This is a genomic window from Pantoea sp. X-Soil-MYKO-1785, from assembly GCF_059730675.1.
The window spans coordinates 3,158,352-3,182,372 of the sequence record NZ_AP036000.1 but is presented as its reverse complement, the minus strand read 5'-3'; the positions used below and the strand labels follow the sequence as shown (position 1 = coordinate 3,182,372).

Sequence of the window (24,021 nt, the reverse complement as noted above, 5' to 3'; positions counted from 1 at the left end):
AACAGGAACCATTATGGCTCAGATTAGTCGTTCGGCGCTGGTCCCGTTTAGTGCCGGGCAGATGTACAAACTTGTAAATGATGTGGATGCTTACCCGCAATTTCTGCCGGGTTGCACCGGAAGCCGCGTGCTGGATGCGTCAGAGAATCAAATGACCGCGTCCGTGGATGTGTCGAAAGCAGGCATCAGCAAAACATTTACCACCCGCAATACCCTGACGGATAACCAGAGCATTCATATGCAGCTGGTTGACGGGCCGTTCCGTAAGCTGACCGGCGGCTGGAAATTCATCTCGCTGGGCGATGACGCCTGCAAGGTTGAGTTAAGCCTGGAGTTTGAATTCACCAACATGCTGGTAGAGATGGCCTTTGGTCGGATCTTTAAAGAGCTGGCCAACAGTATGGTGCAGGCCTTCACCCAGCGTGCCAAAGAGGTCTACAGTGCCTGATATTTCGGTTGAGGTGGTCTACGCGCTGCCTGAAAAGCAATACCAGCTCTACGTTAAAGTGGAGCAGGGCAGCACGGTAGAGCAGGCGATACAGCAATCCGGAATTCTGGAACTGCGCCGTGAAATTGACCTCAGCAGTAATAAAGTGGGTATCTACAGCCGGGCAGTGAAGCTCAGTGATGTGGTTGACGAAGGCGATCGGATTGAAATCTATCGACCGTTGATCGCCGATCCTAAAGAGCTGCGTCGTCAACGTGCAGAGCGTTCAGCATCCGCTAAAAAGTAAACAGCAGGCAGCAATAACCTGTTGATTGGCAGCATAAAAAAGGCGCTCAGTGCGCCTTTTTTGCTGTCTGTCGTTTAGTTAGTCGCTTTTTTGCGCCAGATTCGGCTTGTTGTCGATATTGGTCAGCACGCCGTTACCATCAAAGTTGAGCGTCAGCGTCTGCTGCTGAACGCGCTCATGGCCTGGTTCCTGACGGAAAACGTAATACCAGACGTTGCTGCCGAACGGATCTTTCATCATTGGCGTACCGAGCGTGTAAGCCACCTGCTGCTGGGTCATACCGGTGTGAATCTTGGCCACATCATTGGCAACCAGATAGTTACCCTGGTTGATATCAGGACGATATACCACGCGCTCTAAGGTGGAACATCCGGCGGTCATCATCAACATTACCACTGCCGCGGCAGTCAGCGTTTTACAGCGCATCTATACATTCCTTTTCCGGGGCCAAACGCCTTTTACAGGCTGTTTTTTTGCCAACAAAATCTGAACTCTGCCTGCGGCAGGCTTTATTACTTTGGCGACATAAGTGCCGATGATAATAAACCTTTTCGCTATTGGAAACCTTTACAGAGCATGCATATGACCACGGCAGGTTAAAAAAGTGCGCTATCAGGCGGCTAAAAGTTCTTTGGCGTTAGCCAGGGTGTTGCGTGTGACCTCGCTACCGCCCAGCAGTCGCGCCAGTTCCTGCAGCCGCGCGCGCTTGTCCAGCGGCTGCATATGGGTTTCGGTCATTGCGCCATCGGTTTCTTTGCTGACAAAGAAGTGCTGATGGCCACAGCCTGCTACCTGCGGCAGGTGAGTCACACACATCACCTGGGTTGATTCGCCCAGCTGGCGCAGCAGTTTGCCTACTACGGCGGCGGTCGGACCGCTGATCCCGACATCGACTTCATCGAAAATCATCGCTGGCGTTTCCATTTTCTTCGCGGTGATGACCTGAATCGCCAGCGCAATACGGGACAACTCACCGCCGGAGGCGACTTTGCCGAGCGGCTGCAGCGGCTGGCCTGGGTTAGTCGTCACCTGAAAGTCGATGCGGCTGGCACCTTCCGCAGTCAGCTGATCCGGGTTAAAGGTCAGGGCAATCTTAAACTGGCCGTGCGGCATTGAGAGCAGATGCATGCTCTGGGTAATCAGCTGCTGCAGCTCCTCGGCGTACTGAGTGCGTTGCTGATGAAGCTGCTCTGCGCTTAACAGGGCTGCCTGATAGTGCTCGCCAACCAGTGACTGCAGGCTCTCCTGATCGCTTTCATGCTGTGACAGCAGCTCCGCTTCCGCCAGCAACTGCTGATGCAGTTCAGGCAGATTTTCCGGCGTAACATGATGCTTACGCGCCAGAGCGATCTGGCGTGAAATACGCAGCTCCAGTTCATACAGGCGATTTGGATCGAGGTCGAGGCTGTCGCAGTAATGACGCAGCTCGTCGCTGGCTTCGCTTAGCTGAATCGCCGCTTCTTCCAGCAGGTTATAAACCCCGTTCAGTTTCTCATCCAGCGAGGTCAGCTCAGACAGCATCTCACGCGCGCTGTAGAGCAGGCTGCAGAGATTGTTATCGTCGCTATCCGCAAGCAGTTGCAGCGCCTGCTGACTGGTCGACAGCAGCTGTCCGCTGTTTGCCAGCCGCTTGTACTCTTCGTCAATCTGCTCATATTCACCAGCCTGCGGCGCAAACTCGTTCAGCTCTTTCAGCTGATATTGCAGCAGTTCGCGACGTGCTTCACGCTCCTGAGCCTGCTGCTGATGCAGCGCCAGGGTGCGGCAGCTCTGATGCCAGGTCTGATAATGAGTACGCATGCGCTGCAGCAGATCGTCATGACCGGCGTAGGCATCCAGCAGATGTTTCTGGTGCTCAGGTTTGAGCAGCAGCTGGTGCGCGTGCTGGCCGTGAATCTGAATCAGTAACTGGCCGAGGTCGCGCAGCTGCGACAGCGGAACCGCCGTGCCGTTGATGAACCCGCGTGAGCGTCCGTCCGCGCTAATCACCCGACGCAGCAGACACTCATTGCCATCATCCAGATGGTTATCCATCAGCCAGCGCTGAGCAGAAGGGGAGGACTTAAGCTGGAAGCGGGCGCAAAGATCGGCCCGGCTGGCGCCCTGACGCACCATGTCGGCATCTGCGCGACCGCCCAGGCATAATCCCAGGGCATCAATCGCGATAGATTTACCGGCACCGGTCTCACCCGTGATTGCTGTCATACCGCGTTGGAAATCAATGTCGAGCTCACGAACGATAGCGAAATTACTGATGGTCAGTTGGGCCAGCATAGGTTCACCTGTATGAATAAACACATATGGTTTTTCATACAGTATAAACTGGAATTTTATCCAGTAAAGAGGCGGCACGGCTTTTCAGAACAATTTTTTTGACCAGCCCAGTTTCGAACTCAGCGTATTGAAATAGCTGTAGTTTTTAGGGTGAATCAGATTCAGGTGACTGGCACTGCGTCGGATCAGCACATCCTCACCTTCCTGGATCGGCAGCGCAATCTGGCTGTCGCAGCTGATCTCCAGGTCGCTCCGGCGTGAAGAAAAGCGCAACCGGATGGTACTGCTGCTGTTAATCACCAGCGGACGGGCCGACAGCGTATGCGGGAACATCGGCACCAGCACAATTGCCTCCAGCGAAGGGGTGAGTATCGGCCCACCGGCCGAAAGCGAGTAGGCGGTGGAACCGGTCGGTGTGGAGATAATCAGGCCATCTGAGCGCTGGGAAAAGGCAAACACTTCATCGATATAGACTTCAAATTCGATCATGTGCGCCACTTTTCCGGGATGCAGCACCACTTCATTGATCGCCGAGCCAATGCGTGGCGAACAGTCTGATTTACACACCTGGGCTTCCAGCAAAAAGCGGCTCTCAACGAAGTAGTTGCCCTGCAATACTTCATCCAACTGCTGCTGCGCATTATCCGGGTCGAGATCGGTCAGAAAGCCGAGGTTGCCGCGGTTAATGCCAATCACCTTGATGTCATAGCGCGCCAGCACGCGGGCCGCGCCCAGCATATTGCCGTCACCGCCGACCACCACCGCCAGATCTGCCTGTTGACCAATCTCAGCCAGCGTCCCGGTCTGAACGTCATGTAGCGCCAGCTCCTGCGCGATTTGCTTCTCCACGATCACTTGATAACCTTTGGCGGTCAGCCAGCGCCAGAGCATCTCATGCGTGGTTAACGCGGTGGGATGGCGTGGATGACCCACAATACCAATGCAGTTAAAGTGTTTGTTCATCGAGTGGGTGTTCCTTATAAGCCAAAACGGCAAGGCAATGTGATAGGTTCCCTTGAAACCGTCAAACCGATCCCCATAATAAGCCAACCAGCGAAATGAATGTGCAAAACGCGGAGAAATTCATGAGTAGTAAAGAACAGAACACCCCAAACGAGCAAGTCTCAGACGAAATTCAGCAGGATCAGCAACAACCTCAGGAAGCGGAGACAGCGGCTGAGGTGGATCCGCGTGATGAGCGTATTGCTCAGCTCGAAGCTGAATTAGCGCAGTCGCAAACCGGCGTGCGTGATGCACAACTGCGTGCGCAGGCTGAAATTGAGAACATTCGTCGCCGTGCCGAAATGGACGTTGAGAAGGCGCATAAATTCGCCCTGGAGAAATTTGCCAACGAATTGCTGCCGGTGATCGACAGTCTTGAGCGTGCGCTGGAAGTGGCGAACAAAGAGGACGCGCAGCTGGCTCCGATGATCGAAGGGATTGAACTGACCCTGAAAGGTCTGCTCGGCGCAGTCCGCAAATTCGGCGTAGAAGTGGTTGGCGAAACTGGCGTGCCATTTAATCCCGAAGTGCATCAGGCGATGTCGATGATGGAGTCTGAAGAGTTTGAACCAAACCAGGTGATGCTGGTGATGCAACGTGGCTACACGCTGAATGGTCGCTTACTGCGTCCGGCGATGGTGGCGGTTGCCAAAGCGAAAGGCTGATTTCACGCCTGAATCCGTTCCACGGCCGCGCAGTGTCGCGGCCGTGTGCCTTGCTGCTTATTCAGGCAGTACCGGCGTCCAGTCAATCGGTTCCTGACCGGCTTCACGCAGTATGGCGTTAGTTTTCGAGAAATGCTGACAGCCAAAAAAGCCCCGATGCGCCGAAAGCGGCGAAGGGTGCGGCGCCTGCAATACGTGATGACGCTGACGGTCAATAATGCTGCCTTTCTTCTGCGCGTGAGATCCCCACAGCAGGAACACCACCCCTTCACGATGCTGATTAATCGCGGCAATTACATTATCGGTAAAGGTTTCCCAGCCAAAGCGCGCATGGGAATGGGCCTTGCCCGCTTCCACTGTTAGCACCGTATTCAGCAACATCACGCCCTGTTTGGCCCAGCTTTCGAGAAAACCATGGTCCGGCTTCTGAAAGCCCGGAATGTCCTGCAACAGCTCTTTGTAGATGTTTTGCAGCGACGGCGGTACCTGCACACCGGGCAGCACCGAAAAGGCCAGTCCGTGCGCCTGATTAGGGCCGTGGTACGGGTCCTGACCCAGAATCACCACTTTGACGTCGCCTAACTCAGTCAGGCGAAAGGCATTGAACACATCCTTTTGCGGTGGGTAAACCGTCACGCCTGCAGCACGCTCATCCGCCACTAATTTCAGCGTCTCGGTAAAATAGGGTTTCTGTTTCTCTTCAGCCAGCACGTCGTGCCAGGTCAGCTTTTCAGCCATAATCCACTCCCTTAACGTTTGTGCCGTAAGCTTAGCCGTTCCTGCATCTGAGCTGAAGGGCAAAAATATTTTTAATAATGCAAAAAAAGTTAATGTCAGCAGCGTTTTTAGATCAGTCAGTTAGCGAAAATGAGCGATGCGCGGCGGATGAAAATTGACCCAGGTCAAAGCTGACGATACGGGAGAGTGCTATACCGGAGCCTCAAATTTGATTCATTCACGCATTGCCCTGGAGGCGCTGACATGATTACTGGTATCCAGATCACTCAAACTAATAAACCCCAACTGCTGAACTCTTTCTGGCTGTTAGACGAAGAGAAAGCTCAGGCTCGCTGCCTGTGTGCCAAAGGCGGCTATGAAGAAGATCAGGTGGTTGCGCTTAGCGAACTGGGTGAATTCACCTACCGTGAAGTGCCGGTAGAAATTAAACCGCAGGTGCGGGTCGAAGGCGGTCAGCATCTGAACGTCAACGTTCTGCGTCGTGAAACACTGGAAGATGCCGTTAAGCATCCTGAAAATTATCCGCAGCTGACCATTCGCGTTTCCGGTTATGCGGTGCGTTTTAACTCACTGACGCCAGAGCAGCAGCGCGACGTGATTGCCCGTACTTTTACTGAAAGTCTCTGAGTGACATCAGTTAACCGGCGCTGAAAATTAACGCAAAGCGCACACAGCAATTTTTATCAGAATATTAATAAGATAGCAGCCAGACCGGCTGCAGGTGCGGCAGCGGTTATCACCGAATAGCCGTCAGGCAGTGAAAATGGCATCAACTGCCTGTTACCGATGATTAAATTAAAAAAATCGCCTCATCAGAGGCGATTTTTTTATGCATGCGATGATTTATTCCGCATTCTCATTAGTCGGTGTACTGCCGCTCGGCTTGCGGCGTTTACCGATATTTTTGGCATCGCGGTGACGTTTTTTCACCCGCGGTTTTTCAGCTTCGCTGGATTTCTTCTCAGCGCGCTTCGCCAGCGTCTTTTTCGACGGTTTTCCGGTGGTTTTGGCGTGCGGCGCGCGCGTCTCAGGACGCAACTCATCCACCACGCGGGCTTTCAGCGGTTCATTAACGTAACGGCTGATTTTACCCAGCAGCACGTAATCATGCGCTTCGACCAGCGAAATCGCGATCCCTTTGCGTCCCGCACGGCCGGTTCGGCCAATACGGTGCAGATAGGTATCGGCGGTGCGCGGCATATCAAAGTTAAAGACGTGGCTAACGTCTTCAACATCAATACCCCGTGCCGCGATGTCGGTGGCGACCAGCACATTCACCCGGCCCTCACTCAGACGCTTAATCGCTTCATTACGCTTGGCCTGCACCATCTCGCCTTCCAGATAGCTGCTACGAATCCCCGCTTCGTGCAGCCAGCTGACCAGCTCATGCAGACGCTCACGTTTACGCACAAACACGATGCAGCGCGTCACTTCCGGCTGTTTCAGCAGGTGAACCAGTAATTTGGTTTTATGCGCCAGGTCGTCAGCGCGGTAGTACCACTGCTGGATCTTTTTACGTTCACGGCGGCTGGGATCGGCTTCCAGTTCAACCGGATCGTTCAGCAGACGCTCGGCGAAGTCTTTGATGTTTTCGCCTTCCAGCGTGGCGGAAAACAGCAGCGTTTGCTTGCGCCAGCGGGTTTCTGCCGCGATGGTTTCGATATCCTGGGCGAAACCCATGTCCAGCATGCGGTCCGCTTCATCGAGCACCAGCGTTTCAACCGCGCGGCAGTCAAAGTTCTCTTCTTTGATGTATTGCAGCAGACGACCGGTGGTCGCTACCACAATGTCCTGGTTTTCGCTGAACACTTCAGCGTGGTTCATATAGGCCACGCCGCCGGTGATGGTGGCGATATCCAGATGGGTATGTTTCGCCAGTTCACGCGCCTGGTCGGCGACCTGCATCGCCAGTTCGCGGGTTGGTGTGACGATCAGAATGCGGGGCGGGCCAGATTTCTTACGGGGGAAATCAAGCAGGTGCTGCAGCGCCGGTAATAGATAGGCGGCAGTTTTCCCGGTCCCGGTAGGTGCCGAACCCAGAACGTCGCGGCCCTCAAGCGCGGGCGGAATTGCAGCAGCCTGAATCACTGTTGGGCGCGTAAAGCCTTTTTCCTGCAGCGCTTGCAACAGGCTTTCGTCGAGTTCGAGTTCGGAAAATGTGGTTACTGTCATGGTCTACCTCAGTTTGGGGCGCTGATTATAGACAGATCAGACATAATCTTCATCTGTTAATCCGCCAGGTATGCTCTGCTGCGTGAATTCCCTTACCTGTCACGTTACACTTATGCGCTGCCGCACGGCAGAAAAAAAAGTAAACGGTAGCGACCCATGATGCACGACAAGCCGCGTGAGCGGGCCCGGTTAAACAAGAACGGATTTACCTTTAAACAATTTTTTGTCGCGCACGATCGTTGTGCGATGAAAGTCGGTACCGATGCCATTCTGCTTGGTGCCTGGGCGCCGGTGGCTGGCGTCAGGCGGATTCTGGACATTGGCAGCGGCAGCGGACTGATCGCGCTGATGCTGGCGCAGCGCACGCCGTCGCCGGTTGAGATTGATGCGGTCGAGTTAGACGCTGAGGCGGCGCAGCAGGCAGGCGAGAATGTACAGCAGTCGCCGTGGCCGCAGCGTATTCACATCCATCAGCAGGATATCGCCCGCTGGGCCGAAGACTGCGAGCAGCGTTATTCGCTGATTGTCAGCAATCCTCCGTACTTTACGCCTGGCGTCGCCTGTTCCACCGCGGCGCGGGACAGCGCCCGTGCGACCCGCACCCTCGATCATCAGACCCTGTTACGCAGCGCAGCGTTGCTGATTGAAGAAGAGGGGATGTTCTGCGTGGTATTGCCCACCGCGACCGGCGAAACGTTTATCAGCCAGGCGCTGGCTGATGGCTGGCATTTACGCTTTCGGCTGGACGTGGCGGAATATGCCCATCGCCCGCCGCATCGCGTGCTGCTGGCTTTCTCTCCGCAGGCCGGCGAAACGCTGCTGGAGCGTCTCGCCATTCGCGCGCCCGACACCCATTATTCTGAAGACTGGTGTTGCCTGACGCGGGCCTTCTATCTGTTCCTGTAGCCGGGCGGCGTCAGGATGGTCGGCAGCGCCTCGGGTAACAGGTCGGGATAGTCGCGGATGTAGTGCAATCCGCGGCTCTCTTTTCGCTCCAGTGCGCAGCGCACCATGAGATCGGCGACCTGCACCAGATTCCTCAGCTCCAGCAGATTGTTGGAGAGGCGGAAGTGATGGTAATACTCATCAATTTCCTGCTGCAGCAGCGTGATACGACGCAACGCCCGCTCAAGGCGCTTGGTGGTGCGCACAATGCCGACGTAATCCCACATAAACAGCCGCAGTTCGTGCCAGTTATGCTGAATGATCACCCGCTCATCCGCATCATCGACCTGGCTCTCATCCCAGCCGGGCAGGGTCGTTACCGCTTCGACGTCGGGCAGGGTGCGAATCAAATCTTCCGCAGCTGACCAGCCATAAACCAGACACTCCAGCAGTGAGTTGGACGCCATCCGGTTAGCGCCGTGCAGGCCGGTATAACTCACTTCACCAATCGCATACAGGCCATTGAGGTCGGTACGCCCCTGCTGATCGACCATCACGCCGCCACAGGTATAGTGCGCGGCAGGCACAATCGGAATCGGCTGTTTGGTCAGATCAAAGCCAAAGGTCAGCAGCTTGTCGTAAATCATCGGGAAGTGAGCGCGGACAAACGCTTCCGGCTGATGACTGATATCGAGATACATGCAGTCTACGCCCAGCCGTTTCATCTCGTGGTCTATCGCCCGGGCGACGATATCGCGCGGCGCCAGTTCAGCCCGCTGATCAAAATCGGGCATGAAACGGCTGCCGTCAGGACGCAGCAGCCAGGCACCTTCGCCACGTAATGCTTCGGTTAACAGGAAATTCTGTGCCTGCGGATGAAACAGGCAGGTCGGGTGAAACTGATTAAACTCCAGATTGGCGACCCGGCAGCCGGCACGCCACGCCATCGCGATCCCATCGCCAGAGGCAATATCGGGATTGGTGGTGTATTGATAGACTTTGGCTGCGCCGCCGGTTGCTACCACCACGGCGCGGGCGCTACAGGTTTCCACCTGCTCGCGATTGCGGTTCCAGATCCACGCACCCACAGCACGGCGTGGTCCGGGCAGGCCCAGTTTGTCTGAAAGAATCAGATCGACCGCGTTAGTGCGTTCCAGAATCCGGATGTTGGGATGGCTCAGCGCCTGACTGACCAGCGTGGTTTCTACCGCGCGGCCAGTGGCATCGGCACTGTGCAGAATGCGGCGATGACTGTGGCCGCCTTCACGGGTCAGGTGATAGCGCATCTCGCCTGCCGCCTGCGGATCGATATCAAAGGCGACCCCGTTATCAATCAGCCACTGCACGCAGTGACGGGCATTGCTGGCAATAAACGAAACGGCGTCGCGATCGCACAGGCCGGCGCCGGCAATCAGCGTATCCTCCACGTGCGACTCAATGCTGTCGGTTTCATCGAACACCGCCGCGATACCGCCCTGCGCATAAAGAGTGGAGCCCTCATTGACCTGCGCTTTGCTGAGCACCAGCACCTGATAATGTCTGGCCAGACGTAACGCCAGCGACAGGCCGGCGGCACCGCTGCCCACAATCAATACATCACACTGATAATCCGGATTTGCATTTGTCATGGTGTTTAATTTACTAAACAAGAATAGGCCTGAGCATAAGCGTTAAGCCGGTTGTTGTGAAGTATTTTGAACAAGTTTTCAGCGCGCCGGACAGCTTCAGGCTAAATGTCGCTAACAATCAGCAGGTTAAATTGGTGCTGGTTTAAAAAGTGTTTTTTATACCAAACTTAATTAAGCGCAGGGATTTAAAGATGAAAAAGCCGTTGTCATAGGTTACTCTGCCTGCGATTTACGCTCCCTGTACTGAACGAAAATGAACAAGCCGGATAATCTCCAGCGGAGCGGTAAATATTTGGGCGATAAGTGAACTTCGCACCACATCACAACTCTAAGCGCATGCTTGCTCAGAACCATTGAGATGTGCTGGCAGTTACTTTACGCGTATAAAAAATTTGGGGAGACATTACCTCGGATGAGCGAGCAGTTAACGGATCAGATCCTCGTTGAACGGGTACAGAAGGGAGATCAAAAAGCTTTCAACTTACTGGTAATTCGTTACCAGCATAAAGTGGCGAGCCTGGTTTCACGCTATGTACCGTCGGGCGATGTGCCTGATGTAGTACAGGAATCGTTTATTAAAGCGTATCGCGCACTGGACTCTTTCCGGGGCGATAGCGCGTTTTATACCTGGCTGTACCGCATTGCGGTTAATACAGCGAAAAATTACCTGGTTGCTCAGGGGCGACGTCCGCCATCCAGCGATGTGGATGCGATTGACGCAGAAAATTTCGAAAGTGCGGGTGCATTAAAAGAAATTTCGAACCCTGAGAACTTAATGTTGTCTGACGAATTGAAACAAATTGTCTTTCGTACCATCGAGGCGCTACCCGAGGACTTGCGTATGGCAATCACCCTCAGGGAACTGGACGGCCTGAGCTATGAAGAGATCGCCGTCATTATGGATTGCCCGGTAGGCACTGTTCGGTCACGTATCTTCCGTGCGCGAGAGGCCATTGATAATAGAGTTCAACCGCTTATCCAACGTCAGTGATAACGGCTACTGGAAGGGTACATAGGCATGCAGAAAGAAAAACTTTCCGCTTTAATGGATGGTGAGACCTTAGATAACGAGCTGTTCTCAGCCTTGTCGAAGGATGCAGATCTACAGAAAAGCTGGGAAAGCTATCATCTGATTCGCGATACCATGCGCGGCGATGTTGGCGAGTTCCTGCATTTCGATATCTCTGCACGCGTTGCCGCTGCCATCGAAAAAGAACCGCTGCGTACTGTTACACCGCTGATCCCTGAAGCGCAGCCAGAACCTTCCCGCTGGGAAAAAATGCCGTTCTGGCAGAAAGTGCGTCCATGGGCAGCGCAGTTAACCCAGGTCGGCGTGGCTGCCTGTGTTTCTCTGGCAGTGATCGTTGGCGTCCAGCACTATAACCAGCCTAACGGCGGCACGGCTGAATCGTCTGATTCACCGGTGTTTAACACCCTGCCGATGATGGGCAAAGCTTCACCGGTCAGCCTCGGCGTGCCTTCTGATGCGTTTGATACCAACAGCGCTAATCAGCAGGTTCAGGATCAGCGCCGTCGCGTTAATGCGATGCTGCAGGATTATGAACTGCAACGCCGTTTACATGCCGATCAGCTGCAGTTTGAAACCGATGCACCGAAACAAGCACAGGCTGATGTTCCCGGAAACCAATCCTTAGGACTCCAGCAGCAGTAATGAAGCCGCTTTGGTATGCTGTTAGCCTGCTGACAGGCAGCCTGTTGTGGTCATCTGCCGCCCCGGCGCAACCTTCTGCGTCCGGGGCGTTATTGCAGCAGATGGAGCAGGCAAGTCAAAACCTCAACTACGAATTCGCCTATATCAACGTCTCCCGCCTCGGCATTGAATCGTTGCGTTATCGTCATGCTGTGATTGATGAGCGTATTTTTGCTCAGCTGTTGCAGATGGACGGCCCGCGACGTGAAGTGATCCAGCGTGGCAATGATATCAGCTACTTCGAACCTGGCCTTGAGCCGTTCTCGCTGCCCGGCAACCACATTATCGATGCGCTGCCGTCGGTGATTTTTGCGGATTTCGCCAAGCTGGGCAGTGCGTACGATTTTATTACCGTAGGCCGCTCGCGTATCGCCGATCAGATGTGCGACGTGTTGCGCATCGTGTCGCGTGATGGCACCCGCTACAGCTATGTAGTCTGGCTGGATGTGGATACCAAGCTGCCTCTGCGGATTGACCTGCTGGATCGCGACGGTGAAACGCTGGAGCAGTTCCGCGTCATCAGCTTCGCGGTGGATGAAGGGGTGCGTAACCTGATGCAGGGGCTGGAGAAAGCCAACCTGCCGCCATCGCTCTCGGTGCCGAAAGGCGATGCGGTGACGCTTAACTGGCAGCCAGGCTGGATACCCGCCGGCATGACGCTGGTCTCGCAGAATCGTCGTACGTTGCCCGCGCTGAACAAAAACATGGAGTCGCGTCTCTACAGCGACGGCCTGTTCAGCTTCGCCATTAATATCACTCCGGCCGATAAAAGCAGTACCACCCAGACATTGCGCACTGGACGTCGTACGGTACAAACGGTTGTGCGCAATAATAGCGAGATTGCGGTGGTCGGCGAATTACCGCCTTCGACAGCAAAACGCATTGCGGACAGCATCGACCTGGGGTCACAAAAATGATGAGAGAATGGGCCACCGTGGTGGCATGGCAGGATGGCATCGCCACTCTGCATACTGAAGCGAAAACCTCCTGCAACAGTTGCCAGGCGCGTAAAGGCTGCGGCAGCCACATGCTGAACAAGCTCGGCCCGAAAAATGCCCACGTAATGCAGATCGCCAGCAGCAAACCGCTACAGCCGGGTCAGCGCATCGAACTGGGTATCCGCGAGAGCAGCCTGCTGGGTTCGGCATTGCTGGTTTACATGACTCCGCTGTTTGGCCTGTTTGTGGTGGCAGGGCTGTTTCAGGCGCTGTTCAGCAGCGATCTGGCGGCTGCCTGTGGTGCGCTGCTGGGCGGGATTGGCGGCTTTATTATCGCCAAAGGCGTCTCGATGAAACTGGGCGATCGCGAAGCCTTTCAACCGGTGATCCTGAACATCGCATTACCTCCTGACGCGCTGCGCGTTGAAAGCGAAGCGTAACGTATCTCCAGGCCGCGCACTCCGCGGCCTTTGTCTGTTCTCCCTTAGGCAAAACTCTGTTTCGCTTCCACAACGTTCCATTCTTTTATGCGCGGCGTTAACAGTGTAATATGCGTCGTCATTAATGAGGCTGACAGGATTGTGGGTAAAGAGCGATCTTCCTGAATGTGTCTGTGCTCAGGTTTTCAACTGATTCTCTATGCGAAGATATTCATATAAATGAAGCACATAAGAAATTTCTCCATCATCGCCCACATCGACCATGGTAAATCTACGCTCTCTGACCGCCTGATTCAGATTTGCGGTGGCCTCACCGCCCGTGAGATGGCCGCCCAGGTTCTTGACTCTATGGATCTGGAACGCGAGCGCGGTATTACCATCAAAGCACAGAGCGTAACGCTCGATTACCACGCGAAAGACGGCGAAACTTACCAGCTCAATTTCATCGATACTCCGGGGCACGTTGACTTCTCCTATGAAGTTTCCCGCTCACTGGCGGCTTGCGAAGGCGCTCTGCTGGTGGTGGATGCCGGGCAGGGCGTAGAAGCGCAGACCCTGGCGAACTGCTACACCGCGATTGAGATGGATCTGGAAGTAGTGCCGGTTCTGAACAAAATTGACCTGCCAGCGGCCGATCCCGATCGTGCGGCGCAGGAAATTGAAGATATCGTCGGCATTGATGCCACTGACGCGGTGCGCTGTTCGGCAAAAACCGGCGTTGGCGTACCGGAAGTGCTGGAACGTTTAGTGCGTGACATCCCGCCGCCAGAAGGCGATCCGGATGCACCGCTGCAGGCGCTGATTATCGACTCCTGGTTCGATAACTACCTCGGTGTGGTGTCGCTGGTGCGGGTTAAAAACGGCACCATGCGCAAGGGCGATAAAATTAAGGTCCTGAGTACCGGCCAGGTGTATAACGCTGACCGTCTCGGCATCTTCACCCCGAAGCAGGTCGATCGTACCGAGCTTAACTGCGGTGAAGTGGGCTGGCTGGTCTGTGCGATTAAAGACATCCTTGGCGCGCCGGTAGGGGATACCCTGACCACCGCGCGTAACCCGGCTGACAAAGCGCTGCCAGGCTTCAAAAAAGTGAAGCCGCAGGTTTATGCCGGTCTGTTCCCAATCAGCTCTGACGACTATGAAGCGTTCCGTGATGCGCTCGGCAAACTGAGCCTGAACGACGCCTCGCTGTTCTATGAGCCAGAAAGCTCAACGGCGCTGGGCTTTGGTTTCCGTTGCGGCTTCCTTGGTCTGCTGCACATGGAGATCATCCAGGAACGTCTGGAGCGTGAATACGATCTCGATTTAATTACCACGGCACCGACCGTGGTGTATGAAGTGGTTACCACCAGCGGCGACGTGGTCTACGTCGACAGCCCGTCTAAGCTGCCCGCGCTGAATAACATTGAAGAGCTGCGTGAACCAATCGCTGAGTGTCATATGCTGCTGCCGCAGGAGTATCTGGGCAACGTCATTACGCTGTGCATTGAGAAACGTGGCGTTCAGACCAATATGGTTTACCACGGCAATCAGGTCGCGCTGACTTACGAGATTCCGATGGCAGAAGTGGTGCTCGACTTCTTCGACCGTCTGAAATCCACCTCACGCGGCTATGCTTCGCTGGATTACAACTTTAAACGTTTCCAGGCCTCTGACATGGTGCGCGTCGACGTTCTGATTAACTCCGAACGTGTCGATGCGCTGGCGCTGATTACCCACCGTGAAAACGCACCGTATCGCGGACGCGATCTGGTTGAGAAGATGAAAGAGCTCATCCCGCGTCAGCAGTTTGATATTGCGATTCAGGCGGCAATCGGCAACCACATTATCGCGCGTTCAACGGTTAAACAGCTGCGTAAAAACGTTCTCGCCAAGTGTTATGGCGGCGACGTCAGCCGTAAGAAGAAACTGTTGCAGAAGCAGAAAGACGGTAAGAAGCGAATGAAGCAGGTCGGTAACGTTGAGCTGCCGCAGGAAGCCTTCCTCGCGATTCTGCATGTCGGTAAGGACAGCAAATAAGGATTTCCAATGGCTAATATGTTCGCCCTGATACTGGCGATAGCGACGCTGATTACTGGCATCGTCTGGGTTATTGATCGTTTTAAATGGGCACCGCAACGTCGGGCTAAACAGGCGGCGGCTCAGGCGCAAACCGGTAATACGCTCGACAGCAAAACGCTGGCGAAAGTATCGTCGCAGCCGGGCTGGGTTGAAACTACCGCCTCGGTGTTCCCGGTACTGGCCGTGGTGTTCATCGTGCGTTCGTTTATTTACGAACCGTTCCAGATCCCATCGGGCTCGATGATGCCGACGCTGCTGATTGGCGATTTTATTCTGGTGGAGAAGTTTGCCTACGGCATTAAAGATCCAATCACCCAGACCACGCTGATCCCAACCGGTCAGCCTAAGCGCGGTGACATTGCGGTATTTAAATACCCGAAAGATCCGAGCCTCGACTACATTAAACGCGTGATTGGTTTACCTGGCGATAAAGTGATCTATGATCCTTACAGCAAAACCCTGACGGTTAAGCCAGCCTGTACCGACGGTAAAGCCTGTGACACCGCGTTAGCGGTGACCTACACCGACGTTGAGCCGAGCAAGTTTATTCAGACCTTCAGCGGCTTTGATGGCAACGAAACCGGCAACGGTTTCTATCAGGTGCCGCAGGGCGATACCATGCGCGGAGGCTTACGCCTCGGCACCCGTAAAGAGACGATTGGCAACGTGACCCACGACATCCTGCTGGTAAACGAAGCGCAGAGTCAGGCGGGCATGTATTACCAGCAGCCGGGTCAGCCACAGGCGAGCTGGGTGGTGCCGAAAGGGCAATATTTCATGATGGGCGATAACCGTGATAACAGCGCCGACAGCCGCTATTGGGGCTTTGTCCCGGAGCGTAATCTGGTCGGTAAAGCGGTCGCTATCTGGATGAGCTTTGAGAAACAAGAAGGACAGTGGCCTACCGGCGTGCGATTCAGTCGTATCGGCGGCATTCACTAAAAAATTATTGTCTGATTAACAGGCAAATCGGGTGGCCTCCTGCGGGAGGCCACTGCACACCAAACGGAAAGTGTTGGATTCTCAGCCCTGTTTGGTATGCAGAGTCACAGACGCAACAAAGAACTGGAATCGCATGAACCCCATCCTGATTAACAAGCTTCAGCGCAAACTGGGCTACACTTTTACTCATTCGGAACTGTTACAGCAGGCCCTGACTCACCGCAGCGCCAGCAGTAAGCACAACGAGCGTCTTGAATTTCTCGGCGATTCCATTCTCAGCTATGTGATTGCGAACGCACTTTATCACCGCTTCCCGCGGGTTGATGAAGGTGACATGAGCCGCATGCGTGCCACGCTGGTGCGCGGTAATACGCTGGCGGAAATGGCGCGTGAATTTGATCTCGGCGAATGCCTGCGTTTAGGGCCTGGTGAGCTGAAAAGCGGCGGTTTCCGTCGCGAATCGATCCTGGCGGATACGGTGGAAGCGCTGATTGGCGGTATCTTCCTCGATAGCAGTATCCAGACGGTAGAAAAACTGATCCTCGACTGGTATCAGAGCCGCCTCGACGAAATCAGTCCTGGCGACAAACAAAAAGATCCAAAAACGCGCCTGCAGGAGTATCTGCAGGGGCGTCACCTGCCGCTGCCGAGCTATCTGGTGGTCCAGGTGCGTGGCGAAGCCCACGATCAGGAATTCACCATTCACTGTCAGGTGAGTGGCATGGCCGAGCCGGTGGTGGGCGTAGGCTCCAGCCGCCGTAAAGCAGAACAGGCAGCCGCCGAACAGGCGCTGATTAAACTGGGTCTCGAATAATTCCCCTGACCCCGGCACCGGCAACGGTGCCCGCTATATCATGACCTGACTGCCTGCTGGCCCTGGCGTCTGAACCGGCGCTGGATCAATCATGACCCGAATATGCACTATCCCGGCGCCTGAACAGGCGCTGAATAACTCAGGACTCGAATGAGCGAAAACGTAACTTATTGCGGCTTTGTCGCGATTGTCGGCCGACCTAACGTCGGCAAATCCACTTTACTGAACCAGTTGCTGGGGCAGAAGGTGTCGATCACCTCGCGTAAGCCGCAAACCACGCGCCACCGCATCATGGGCATCCATACCGAAGGCGCCTATCAGGCGATCTACGTCGATACACCTGGCCTGCACATGGAAGAGAAGCGCGCGATTAACCGTCTGATGAACCGCGCTGCCAGCAGCTCAATTGGCGACGTGGAACTGGTGATCTTCGTGGTTGAAGGCACCCGCTGGACGCCGGATGATGAAATGGTGTTAGGCAAACTGCGCGACGGCAAAGTGCCGGTGGTGCTGGCGATCAACAAAGTCGATAACATCCAGGATAAAAGTATTCTGCTGCCGCATCTGCAATTCCTGAGCCAGCAGATGAACTTCCTCGATATCGTGCCGATCTCGGCGGAAAGCGGGAATAACGTCGATACCATTGCGGCAATTACCCGTAAACATCTGCGCCAGGCCGATCACCACTTCCCGGAAGATTACATCACCGACCGTTCACAGCGCTTTATGGCGTCGGAGATCATCCGTGAGAAGCTGATGCGTTTCCTCGGCGCTGAACTGCCTTACTCGGTGACGGTAGAAATTGAACGCTTCGTCTCTAACGAACGCGGCGGCTACGACATCAATGGCCTGATTCTGGTTGAGCGTGAAGGTCAGAAGAAGATGGTGATTGGTAACAAAGGCAGCAAGATCAAAACCATCGGCATTGAAGCGCGTAAAGACATGGAAGATATGTTCGAAGCGAAAGTGCATCTCGAACTGTGGGTTAAGGTGAAATCGGGCTGGGCGGACGACGAACGTGCGCTGCGCAGCCTGGGTTACACAGACGATCTCTGATTCGATGGAAGGCTGGCAACGCGCCTTTGTGCTGCATAGTCGTCCCTTCAGTGAGACCAGTCTGCTGCTCGACCTGTTCAGCGAAAGCGAAGGGCGGGTGCGGGTGCTGGCGAAAGGGGCGCGTTCACGGCGCTCCCAGCTGAAAGGAGCGCTACAGCCTTTTACCCCGCTGCTGGTTCGCTGGAGCGGGCGGGGCGAGGTTAAAACCCTGCGCAATGCCGAAGCAGTGTCGCTGGCGTTACCGCTCAGCGGCATCACGCTTTACTGCGGACTCTACGTCAACGAACTGATATCCCGCGTCCTGGAGCAGGAATTCCCCTTCTCCGAGCTGTTCTTCGATTACCTCAACTGTCTGCAAAGCTTAGCCTCATCTCAGGGGTCGCCAGAACCTGCGCTGCGCCGCTTCGAACTGGCGCTGCTCGGCCATCTTGGCTACGGCGTCGATTTCCTGCACTGTGCCGGCAGCGGCGAGCCGGTCAGCGACGAGATGACCTACAGCTACCGCGAAGAGCGCGGCTTTATCGCCAGTCTGGTACTGAATCAACGCAGTTTCACCGGTCGCCAGCTGCGCGCCCTGTGTGAGCGTGAGTTTCCCGATGCCGACAGTCTGCGAGCGGCCAAGCGGTTCACCCGTATCGCCCTGAAACCTTACCTCGGCGGTAAGCCGCTCAAGAGTCAGGAGCTGTTTCGTCAGTTTATCCCGAAGAAAAAACCGGACGAAGCGGCTGAATAGCGCTGGTCGTACCGCTTGCCGGACGCAACGCGGTACACTCAACATTATGATGAATAAGAAGGGAGAATGGTCATGGCTGAGTTGCTGTTAGGCGTCAATATCGATCACATTGCCACGGTACGTAACGCGCGCGGGACAAACTATCCCGATCCGGTGCAGGCGGCGTTTATCGCTGAGCAGGCAGGCGCGGACGGTATTACCGTGCACCTGCGCGAGGATCGTCGTCATATCACCGATCGCGATGTGCGTATTCTGCGAGACACCATCCAGACGCGGATGAATCTGGAGATGGCGGTCACCGATGAGATGATTGGTATCGCCTGCGATATCAAGCCGCAGTTCTGCTGTCTGGTGCCGGAAAAGCGTCAGGAAGTGACCACCGAAGGCGGACTGGACGTGGCCGGCCAGCAGGACAAGCTGAATGCGGCGGTCAAGCTGCTGAGTGAAGCGGGAATCCTGGTTTCACTGTTCATTGATGCCGATCACCGCCAGATTGAAGCGGCGGTGGCCAGCGGGGCGCCGTACATCGAAATTCATACCGGTGCCTACGCTGAAGCCCCGGAAGGTCTGGCGCGCGACGCGGAACTGGCGCGCATCCGTCAGGCGGCTAGCTTTGCGGCCAGCCTTGGTCTGAAGGTCAACGCCGGCCACGGTCTGACCTATCACAACGTGCTGCCGATTGCCGCACTGCCGGAGATGCATGAGCTGAATATCGGTCATGCGATTATTGGGCGTGCGGTGATGAGCGGATTGCCTGATGCAGTCCGGGAGATGAAGCAGCTGCTGCGTGAAGCGCGTCGCTGATGGCAATTCTCGGGCTGGGCACCGATATCGTCGAAATCGAGCGTATCGCCGGGGTGATTGAGCGCTCCGGCGATCGGCTGGCACGTCGGGTGCTGAGCGAAGCGGAATGGCAGCAATATCAGGCGCACCAGCAGCCGGTGCGCTTTCTCGCCAAGCGTTTTGCCGTCAAAGAGGCGGCGGCCAAGGCATTTGGCACCGGCATTCGCGGCGGTCTGGCCTTCAATCAGTTTGAGGTTTATAACGATGCGCTGGGGAAACCGGGGTTACGTTTTTTCCAGCATGCGGATGAACTGGCACAGCGACTGGGCGTGAAAAGCGTTCACGTGACGCTGGCTGACGAACGTCATTACGCCTGCGCCACGGTAATTATCGAAAGCTAGCCGTGCAGCACCACAAACTTATCCCACAGCGCATCGCGTGATTCGGTGTGCTGTGGATCAGTGATAATGGTGTTATCGATCGGGCAAACCCGCTGACAGGTTGGCTCATCATAGTGTCCGATGCACTCGGTGCAGCGGCTGACGTCAATTTCATAAATCGCATCACCCAGCGAGATGGCCTGGTTCGGACATTCCGGTTCGCACATATCGCAGTTAATGCATTTGGCCGTGATCAACAGCGCCATTTTTCCCACCTGGTTACAACAGAAAAAGCGCGGCTATTATACGCCCTCCGGCTGATCAGACCAGCTTTTTCACCAGTGCTTCGCTGTGACGGATATGGCTGGAGGCGCGTTCCGGATCGTTTTGTACCAGCGCCATAAACAGCAGGTCAGTTAACGCCAGCTGCGCGGTGGTCGAAGAGATCGCCGCGCTGCGGGTGCTTTGCTCTTCCGCCACGGTATAGAGACACTGACTGGCGCTCTGTTGCAAAGTATTCGGGGTAAAGCCGGTAAAGGCCACCACGTCGGCACCCACCTGGGCGGCTTCCTGCGCGGCCAGATTGATCTCACGCCGTTCACCGGTATAGGAGATAGCGAGCAGCACGTCGCCCGGCCCCATCGCCTGTACGCTGGCCAGCAGGGCGTGCATATCCTGTTCGGCGACCGCGTTGATCCCGATTTTCATCAGCTTCCATGAAAAATCTTTCGCCACCAGGCCGGAAGCGCCAATTCCCACCAGTAAAATGCGCCGGGCATTCTTTAGCAGCTGCAACACCTCGTTGAGCTTCTCCTCGCTGTTGATATCCAGCGTGGCGCGAATCGCCGACAGCTTTTCAGCCAGCAACTTCTCACCCACCATCTTAAGCGGATCATCGCTGAGAATATGGTTATGCACGGTAATGGCATCTTTGTCAGCCAGTGACTCACTCAGAGCCAGTTTCAGCGCCGGAAACCCCTTGTAGCCCAGCTTCTGGGCGAACTTGACCACGCTCGACTGACTGACGCCTGACTCTTCGGCCAGCTTTTGCGAACTCAGATGGCGGGCCCGATCGGGTTGTGACAGCAGAAAATCAGCCAGCCGGCGTTCGTTTAGCGCCAGGCGGGGATAAAGCTGGCGAATGCGCAGCAATGAACTCATGCCCAATCCTCATGATTCAGGAGTAATTTGCGAAGAATAAACTATTCATCTGGCATTGTAGTCATCGGAATTAAAAATGACAGCCATCGCCGTGCCGCCTGATGATGGCTACAATAGAGTCTATTGGCGCAAAATCAGCGAAAAGGAGAGTTGTTTGACCAAGGGTACACAACGTCGCATCGTATTTTTCGACCTGGACGGCACGCTGCATCAACAGGATATGTTTGGCACCTTCATGCGTTATCTGCTGCGACGCCGGCCGCTGAATCTGCTGCTGGTGGTGCCGTTGCTGCCGGTGGTGGGGCTCGGATTGCTGTTCAAAGGCCGGGCGGCACGCTGGCCGATGAGCCTGTTGCTGTGGTCGATCACCTTTGGTCATTCAGAGCGAACCTTGCTGCGTCTGGAAGCTGACTTCGCGCAATGGTTTCGCCTGCGGGTGAAAGCGTTCCCGGTGGTGCAGCAGCGGCTGACGGACTATCTCGGCAGCGACGACGCCGATGTCTGGCTGATTACCGGCTCACCGCAGTCGCTGGTCGAACAGGTTTACTACGACTCCGCCTTTCTGCCGCGGGTGAAAATGATTGCCAGCCAGATGCAGCGCGGCTGGGGTGGACGAGTGCTGGCGATGCGCTGTCTCGGCCATGAGAAAGTGGCGCAGCTGGAGGAGAAAATCGGCACGCCGCTGCAGCTTTACAGCGGGTACAGCGACAGCAAGCAGGATAACCCGCTGCTGTTTTTCTGCCAGCATCGCTGGCGTGTCACGCCGGCGGGTGAACTGCAACAGCTGGAATAAGTTTCACCCGCGACCACGAGACCGCTATAATGCGCCGCTTTTCTGTTGCCGGGAGTGGCCTGCATGAATCAACAACGCGATGAATACTGGATGCGCCACGCCCTCAGCCTGGCGCGATTAGCCTGGGAGCAGGGCGAAGTGCCGGTCGGTGCGGTGCTGATACAGGATGACCGGGTGATTGGCGAAGGCTGGAATCGCCCGATTGGTCAGCACGATCCGACCGCCCATGCCGAAATGATGGCGCTGCGGCAGGGCGGTAAGGTACTGGAAAACTATCGATTGCTGAACACCACGCTCTACGTGACGCTGGAACCGTGCGTCATGTGTGCGGGCGCGATGGTCCACAGTCGCATTACCCGGCTGGTGTATGGCGCGCATGATGTCAAAACCGGAGCGGCAGGCTCGCTGCTGGATGTACTGGGCCATCCCGGCATGAATCATCAGATTGAATTGCACAGCGGCGTGCTGGCAGCAGAGTGTGCCGCCATGCTGAGTGACTTCTTCCGCATGCGGCGCGAGCAGAAAAAAGCGCTGCGTCAGGCGCAGCGCCAGAGTTAGCACTAGTTCATCGCGATGCTCGGTTCAACCGCCGGATAGCCTTTTGCCAGTTCCGCTTGCGCAGCTACCTGCTGTGCCAGCCGCTTCTCCTGCTCCTGCAGATAGCCCACCAGGCTAATCTGATACTTACGAATGTTCTCGACGTAGTTATACGCCTCGTGACCGCGCGCGTAGCCATAGGTGGTCTGGGTGTAGTAACGCTTCTGGCTCAGCATCGGCAGCCGCAGCTTAACGTCCGCCCAGCTATCCGGATTGCCGCCCTGACGCGCCGTCAGTTTGCGCACATCGAGCATGTGGGCATAGCCCATGTTGTAGGCCGCCAGCGCAAACCAGATGCGCTCATCTTCCGGGATGGTCTGCGGCACTTTTTCCATCATATTCTGCAGATACTGACTGCCACCGCGAATACTCTGCTCAGGATCGGTGCGGTCGCCAACGTCCAGGCTCTCAGCGGTATTGCGGGTCAGCATCATCATGCCGCGCACGCCGGTCGGCGAGGTAGCCTGCGGATTCCAGTGCGACTCCTGATAAGAGATGGCGGCCAGCAGGCGCCAGTCGATGCTGGTGGCATACTTCTCAAACAGCGGCTTGATGTCGGGCAGGGTGCTGTCGATAGCGCGCAGGAAAGTGCGGGTATCGACATAGTCAAAGGTCCCGACGTGACCGAGATATTTCTCCTCCAGTCGCGCCATCGCGCCTTCTTCACCCATACCGTTAAAGAAGTCGAGCATCGCCGCATTCAGGCTGTCATCGTCGCTCTGCTTCATATACCAGGTCACCGGCTCTTCATCGGTGACGTCAAACGCCACCGCCAGCTGAGGATAGATGCGCTGCAGCAGGGCGATTGTCACCGAGTCGCCGATGGTGTAGTCGAGTTTGCCATCCGCCACCGCTTCCAGCAGCGCTTTCGGGCTTTGATCGGTGGAGATTGCCCAGTCCAGATCGGGGAACTGATTTGAGCGGGCGCTTTTCAGGCTGGAGAGGTACGCCGATCCCGAGGCGACCGTCAGCCGCCCCTTGAGATCACCGAGGTTTTTCGGGCGTGGCTTATCCACGCGATACACCAGCTGTTGCGAAACGTTGTAGTAGCCGGGCCCGGTCCGATACCGTGCCAGGCGTTCGCTGTTGTAATTCAGGCCCGCCGCCAGTACATCGGCTTTGCCTTCATCGAGATCGTCAAACAGGTCACTCAGGTTCGGGCGCACCGTCACCTTCAGTTTAACGCCCAGATAATCGGCGAAGCGTTTTGCCAGCTCGTAGTCCATACCGGCTGGAGCCTGATTAATGGTGTAGTAAGTCAGCGGGGAATTGATGGTGCTGACACGCAATACTCCCCGTGATTTAATCTGTGAAATCGTGTCCTGCCCACCGCCGTACCACGGAATGGACGGCCACAATGCCATGGCTAACAGCACGGCGACCAGACCGATAAACAGATAATTAAATTTTAGGCGTTTCAAATAGTTATCTCTCGCTGGCTCTAAGGCCTCTGTCTTTTAAAGGCAGTATTTATCTTCTTTGAACTCCCAGAGCGAGGGGCATTTTGCGCAACA

Annotated in this window: 27 protein-coding genes; 18 read left to right on the top strand and 9 right to left on the bottom strand. The window is 55.6% G+C overall.

All coding sequences use genetic code 11. The annotated features are described in order from the left end of the window. The first annotated feature begins 13 nt into the window (after positions 1-13). Positions 14-448 carry a type II toxin-antitoxin system RatA family toxin gene (locus tag AC6I8D_RS15075; RefSeq protein WP_031376296.1) on the top strand — a complete coding sequence of 145 codons (435 nt, stop codon included), beginning with the start codon at positions 14-16 and terminating at the stop codon, positions 446-448. After that, a complete protein-coding gene (locus AC6I8D_RS15070; RefSeq protein ID WP_312055162.1) occupies positions 441-734 on the top strand; it encodes an RnfH family protein in 294 nt (97 codons plus the stop codon). The genes AC6I8D_RS15075 and AC6I8D_RS15070 overlap by 8 nt, the downstream gene beginning before the upstream one ends. A 78-nt stretch (positions 735-812) precedes the next feature. Here AC6I8D_RS15070 and bamE read toward each other — a convergent pair whose 3' ends face one another. From bamE to nadK, 3 genes are all read right to left on the bottom strand, one after another. Next, a complete protein-coding gene (bamE, locus tag AC6I8D_RS15065; RefSeq protein ID WP_031376294.1) occupies positions 813-1,160 on the bottom strand; it encodes an outer membrane protein assembly factor BamE in 348 nt (115 codons plus the stop codon). Positions 1,161-1,346: 186 nt separating this feature from the next. Beyond that, positions 1,347-3,008 (bottom strand): DNA repair protein RecN, encoded by a 1,662-nt coding sequence (recN, locus tag AC6I8D_RS15060; protein ID WP_497820411.1) that lies wholly within the window; start codon positions 3,006-3,008, stop codon positions 1,347-1,349. Between the two features lie 84 nt (positions 3,009-3,092). After that, the gene (nadK, locus tag AC6I8D_RS15055; protein WP_031376292.1) at positions 3,093-3,971 is read right to left on the bottom strand and encodes an NAD(+) kinase; all 879 of its coding nucleotides are present in this window, start codon (positions 3,969-3,971) and stop codon (positions 3,093-3,095) included. Between the two features lie 122 nt (positions 3,972-4,093). On the opposite strand from nadK, the gene grpE reads away from it, so the two are divergent. After that, positions 4,094-4,675: a nucleotide exchange factor GrpE gene (gene grpE / locus AC6I8D_RS15050; protein WP_031376291.1), complete on the top strand. Its 582-nt coding sequence runs from the start codon at positions 4,094-4,096 to the stop codon at positions 4,673-4,675. Between the two features lie 57 nt (positions 4,676-4,732). Here grpE and ung read toward each other — a convergent pair whose 3' ends face one another. After that, positions 4,733-5,413 (bottom strand): uracil-DNA glycosylase, encoded by a 681-nt coding sequence (ung, locus tag AC6I8D_RS15045; RefSeq protein WP_312759046.1) that lies wholly within the window; start codon positions 5,411-5,413, stop codon positions 4,733-4,735. 243 nt (positions 5,414-5,656) lie between these two features. On the opposite strand from ung, the gene grcA reads away from it, so the two are divergent. Beyond that, positions 5,657-6,040, top strand: coding sequence for an autonomous glycyl radical cofactor GrcA (gene grcA, locus AC6I8D_RS15040; protein WP_312055155.1), 384 nt, complete (start codon positions 5,657-5,659; stop codon positions 6,038-6,040). Between the two features lie 216 nt (positions 6,041-6,256). Here the strand turns inward: grcA and srmB are convergent, their stop codons facing one another. Next, positions 6,257-7,585 (bottom strand): ATP-dependent RNA helicase SrmB, encoded by a 1,329-nt coding sequence (gene srmB, locus AC6I8D_RS15035; protein ID WP_312055153.1) that lies wholly within the window; start codon positions 7,583-7,585, stop codon positions 6,257-6,259. A gap of 156 nt (positions 7,586-7,741) precedes the next feature. On the opposite strand from srmB, the gene trmN reads away from it, so the two are divergent. Next, entirely contained in the window at positions 7,742-8,491 is a 750-nt protein-coding gene (trmN, locus tag AC6I8D_RS15030) for a tRNA(1)(Val) (adenine(37)-N(6))-methyltransferase TrmN (RefSeq protein WP_312055151.1), read from the top strand. On the opposite strand, the gene nadB is transcribed toward trmN, so the two are convergent. Beyond that, positions 8,476-10,098, bottom strand: coding sequence for an L-aspartate oxidase (gene nadB, locus AC6I8D_RS15025; RefSeq protein WP_069728760.1), 1,623 nt, complete (start codon positions 10,096-10,098; stop codon positions 8,476-8,478). The genes trmN and nadB overlap by 16 nt on opposite strands. A 412-nt stretch (positions 10,099-10,510) precedes the next feature. Here nadB and rpoE point away from each other — a divergent pair, with 412 nt between their 5' ends. From rpoE to acpS, 11 genes are all read left to right on the top strand, one after another. Beyond that, entirely contained in the window at positions 10,511-11,089 is a 579-nt protein-coding gene (gene rpoE / locus AC6I8D_RS15020; protein WP_497820410.1) for an RNA polymerase sigma factor RpoE, read from the top strand. Between the two features lie 27 nt (positions 11,090-11,116). Then, positions 11,117-11,770 carry an anti-sigma-E factor RseA gene (rseA, locus tag AC6I8D_RS15015; protein WP_031376284.1) on the top strand — a complete coding sequence of 218 codons (654 nt, stop codon included), beginning with the start codon at positions 11,117-11,119 and terminating at the stop codon, positions 11,768-11,770. Then, on the top strand, positions 11,770-12,726 hold the full coding sequence (gene rseB, locus AC6I8D_RS15010; RefSeq protein ID WP_312759043.1) for a sigma-E factor regulatory protein RseB: 957 nt from the start codon (positions 11,770-11,772) through the stop codon (positions 12,724-12,726). The genes rseA and rseB overlap by 1 nt, the downstream gene beginning before the upstream one ends. Beyond that, positions 12,723-13,187 (top strand): SoxR-reducing system protein RseC, encoded by a 465-nt coding sequence (rseC, locus tag AC6I8D_RS15005; protein WP_312055146.1) that lies wholly within the window; start codon positions 12,723-12,725, stop codon positions 13,185-13,187. The genes rseB and rseC overlap by 4 nt, the downstream gene beginning before the upstream one ends. A gap of 219 nt (positions 13,188-13,406) precedes the next feature. Next, entirely contained in the window at positions 13,407-15,206 is a 1,800-nt protein-coding gene (lepA, locus tag AC6I8D_RS15000; RefSeq protein WP_312055144.1) for a translation elongation factor 4, read from the top strand. Positions 15,207-15,215: 9 nt separating this feature from the next. After that, positions 15,216-16,190: a signal peptidase I gene (lepB, locus tag AC6I8D_RS14995; RefSeq protein ID WP_312055142.1), complete on the top strand. Its 975-nt coding sequence runs from the start codon at positions 15,216-15,218 to the stop codon at positions 16,188-16,190. A gap of 133 nt (positions 16,191-16,323) precedes the next feature. Further along, a complete protein-coding gene (gene rnc, locus AC6I8D_RS14990; protein WP_069728695.1) occupies positions 16,324-17,004 on the top strand; it encodes a ribonuclease III in 681 nt (226 codons plus the stop codon). A gap of 150 nt (positions 17,005-17,154) precedes the next feature. Further along, the gene (gene era / locus AC6I8D_RS14985; protein WP_497820409.1) at positions 17,155-18,060 is read left to right on the top strand and encodes a GTPase Era; all 906 of its coding nucleotides are present in this window, start codon (positions 17,155-17,157) and stop codon (positions 18,058-18,060) included. Positions 18,061-18,064: 4 nt separating this feature from the next. Further along, positions 18,065-18,793 (top strand): DNA repair protein RecO, encoded by a 729-nt coding sequence (gene recO / locus AC6I8D_RS14980; RefSeq protein ID WP_312055139.1) that lies wholly within the window; start codon positions 18,065-18,067, stop codon positions 18,791-18,793. Positions 18,794-18,865: 72 nt separating this feature from the next. Then, positions 18,866-19,597 carry a pyridoxine 5'-phosphate synthase gene (pdxJ, locus tag AC6I8D_RS14975; protein ID WP_312055137.1) on the top strand — a complete coding sequence of 244 codons (732 nt, stop codon included), beginning with the start codon at positions 18,866-18,868 and terminating at the stop codon, positions 19,595-19,597. Next, complete coding sequence (gene acpS / locus AC6I8D_RS14970; protein WP_031376275.1) at positions 19,597-19,977, top strand: holo-ACP synthase; 381 nt, start codon at positions 19,597-19,599, stop codon at positions 19,975-19,977. Before pdxJ ends, acpS begins: the two co-directional genes overlap by 1 nt. Here the strand turns inward: acpS and AC6I8D_RS14965 are convergent. Continuing rightward, a complete protein-coding gene (locus AC6I8D_RS14965; RefSeq protein WP_031376274.1) occupies positions 19,974-20,222 on the bottom strand; it encodes a YfhL family 4Fe-4S dicluster ferredoxin in 249 nt (82 codons plus the stop codon). The two genes, acpS and AC6I8D_RS14965, sit on opposite strands and share 4 nt — an antisense overlap. 55 nt (positions 20,223-20,277) lie before the next feature. Next, a complete protein-coding gene (locus AC6I8D_RS14960; protein ID WP_031376273.1) occupies positions 20,278-21,117 on the bottom strand; it encodes a MurR/RpiR family transcriptional regulator in 840 nt (279 codons plus the stop codon). Between the two features lie 154 nt (positions 21,118-21,271). Here AC6I8D_RS14960 and yfhb point away from each other — a divergent pair, with 154 nt between their 5' ends. Beyond that, complete coding sequence (gene yfhb, locus AC6I8D_RS14955) at positions 21,272-21,910, top strand: phosphatidylglycerophosphatase C (protein ID WP_312055134.1); 639 nt, start codon at positions 21,272-21,274, stop codon at positions 21,908-21,910. A gap of 63 nt (positions 21,911-21,973) precedes the next feature. Beyond that, the gene (gene tadA / locus AC6I8D_RS14950) at positions 21,974-22,468 is read left to right on the top strand and encodes a tRNA adenosine(34) deaminase TadA (RefSeq protein WP_312055132.1); all 495 of its coding nucleotides are present in this window, start codon (positions 21,974-21,976) and stop codon (positions 22,466-22,468) included. Positions 22,469-22,470: 2 nt separating this feature from the next. On the opposite strand, the gene mltF is transcribed toward tadA, so the two are convergent. Continuing rightward, positions 22,471-23,928 (bottom strand): membrane-bound lytic murein transglycosylase MltF, encoded by a 1,458-nt coding sequence (gene mltF, locus AC6I8D_RS14945; RefSeq protein ID WP_312055130.1) that lies wholly within the window; start codon positions 23,926-23,928, stop codon positions 22,471-22,473. Between the last annotated feature and the right edge of the window lie 93 nt (positions 23,929-24,021).